This is a genomic window from Variovorax sp. P4_D9, assembly GCF_056401695.1.
The window spans coordinates 1-1,927 of the sequence record NZ_JBFUIU010001250.1 but is presented as its reverse complement, the minus strand read 5'-3'; the positions used below and the strand labels follow the sequence as shown (position 1 = coordinate 1,927).

Below are 1,927 nucleotides of genomic sequence, written 5' to 3'. Positions count from 1 at the left end.
GTGCAGTTCCGACCAGATGCGGTCATCCGACCAGTCGTCCGGGTTTTCATCCGGCGCGCATTGAAGGTACAGCCGCGTCACGCTGGGCGAGCGGATGCTTTGCATCGCAAAGCCGCCTTCGTCGCAGCCCCAGACCACTTCGTCGGTGGCAGGCGCCGATTCGGAGAGGATGCCCAGCCATCCGAACGGATACACGCGGTCGTAGGCCTTGAGGACACCGGGAGGCATCGCCCCGCGGCTGATGCCGCGAAAGCCGTCGCAGCCGACCACGAAGTCGCAATGCAATTCGCGAGGCGAGCCGTCCTGCGTGTAGTGCAGCACGGGCCGGTCGGTGTCGATGCCTTCGACGCGCTCGACCGGCGTGTCGAAGAGCATTTTAGCGCCCACGCGCAGCCGTGCGGCCATCAGGTCCGCCACGACCTCGTGCTGGGGATACACCCACGCGCTGCGGCCCCCCGTGGCTTCATGGAAGTCGATCCGATGCGACGCGCCGCTGAAGCGGAAATCGATCGCATGCTGCTCCAGGCCAACGCTCGCAATGCGATCGCCAAGGCCGAACTCCCGCAGCATCTCAACGGTGCCATGTTCCAGCACACCGGCACGCAGCCGAGCCTGCACATGCTCGCGCCCGGCGCGTTCGATGATGACCGATTCGATGCCCTCCAGATGGAGCATGTGAGAGAGCATCAATCCCGCCGGACCTGCGCCGACGATACCTACCTGCGTGCGATTCATGCTTCCTCCTGCAGCGTGATCAGGCCCATGCCGGTCGTCATCGGTGCGTAGTAGTTGCGATGAATTCGCCGCGCCTTGTCCGACAGCGCGCCGCGCATCACGAGCCACATGATCAGCTCGATGCCCTCGACGCCGAACTTCTCCATCAGCTGCTGGTGCGTGAGTTGCAACAGGCTGTCGGGATCGAACTCGATGCGTTCCAGGAAGTCCAGGTCGTTGTCCCGGTGCATGGCACCGAACTCCTTGCCGGTCAGCTGGTGCGACATGCCACCCGTTCCGATGATCGCTACGCGGATATCGCGCTCGAAAGATTCGACCGCCCGACGGATGGCCTGGCCCAGTCGATGGCAACGGCGGGCCGTCGGCAGCGGATGCTGCAGCACGTTCACCGCGAGCGGGATCGTGGGCACGGGCCAACTTTCGCCATGCTCGAAGCACAGGTGCATCGGCACCAGGAAGCCGTGCTCCACGCGCATCTCCTGGCAGACGGTGATGTCGAATTCGTCATACACCAGCGAACGGCACAGATGCTGCGAGAACGCCAGGTCGCCCGGAATCGCCGGCAGAGGCCGCACGCCGAAGCCCTCGTCGGCGATGGCGTAGCTGTCCGCGCAGCCCACGGCGAAGGTCGGGTACTTGTCGAAGAAGAAGTCGGCGCCGTGGTCGTTGTAGACCATGATGGCGACGTCGACCTTCATCTCCTGCAGCCACGCGCGCACCGGCACGTAGGCGTCGAAGAGCGGCTTCCAGGCCGGCGTGGTGTCGCGGCCCCGGTCGTAGGCGCCGCCGATGGAAGGCACGTGGGAGGTCCCGATGCCTGCAACGATGTGTCCCATCAGGTGGCCTCCCTCTGATTGCGGGTCGACAGGAACTGCTCGTAGCTCTCGCCGCGCATCTGCGCGCCCATGTGGTAGAGCCCGTTGCGTGTCACCACGCCGAGCTTGATCAGGAAGTAGATGTTGCCGCCGGCCGCCAGCAGGCCCGGGAAGTCGCGACTCCGCACAAGATCCTTCTCGGCGTCCGTGAGCGAATAGGCCGCCATGAAGGCTTCCTCGTCCTGCACGTAGGCTTCGCGGTTGTGCGCCTGCGAGAGCGCATTGCACATCTTGTTGATGCGGTAGCCGCGCCACGATGTGCTTAAATCAAACACGTCGGAGCCCGCTATCCTGGCGTCCCGTTCAAGCTGCTGAAT

At 64.6% G+C, this 1,927-nt stretch carries 2 protein-coding genes and 1 pseudogene; all 3 read right to left on the bottom strand.

Annotated features, from left to right (window positions below):
- Nucleotides 1-735 (bottom strand): FAD-dependent monooxygenase (locus tag AC1DY5_RS53595; protein ID WP_478122347.1); only part of this gene is annotated, 735 nt, incomplete at its 3' end.
- Nucleotides 732-1,571: a class III extradiol dioxygenase family protein gene (locus AC1DY5_RS53590; RefSeq protein ID WP_478122346.1), complete on the bottom strand. Its 840-nt coding sequence runs from the start codon at nucleotides 1,569-1,571 to the stop codon at nucleotides 732-734. The genes AC1DY5_RS53595 and AC1DY5_RS53590, both read right to left, overlap by 4 nt.
- Nucleotides 1,571-1,927 (bottom strand): annotated as a pseudogene (locus AC1DY5_RS53585) (gallate dioxygenase); the annotation flags it as partial. The gene AC1DY5_RS53590 and the pseudogene AC1DY5_RS53585, both read right to left, overlap by 1 nt.

Excerpts from the sequence above, each read along its gene's own strand:
- AC1DY5_RS53590 (WP_478122346.1), bottom strand. The coding sequence starts at position 1,571 with ATGGGACACATCGTTGCAGGCATCGGGACCTCCCACGTGCCTTCCATC.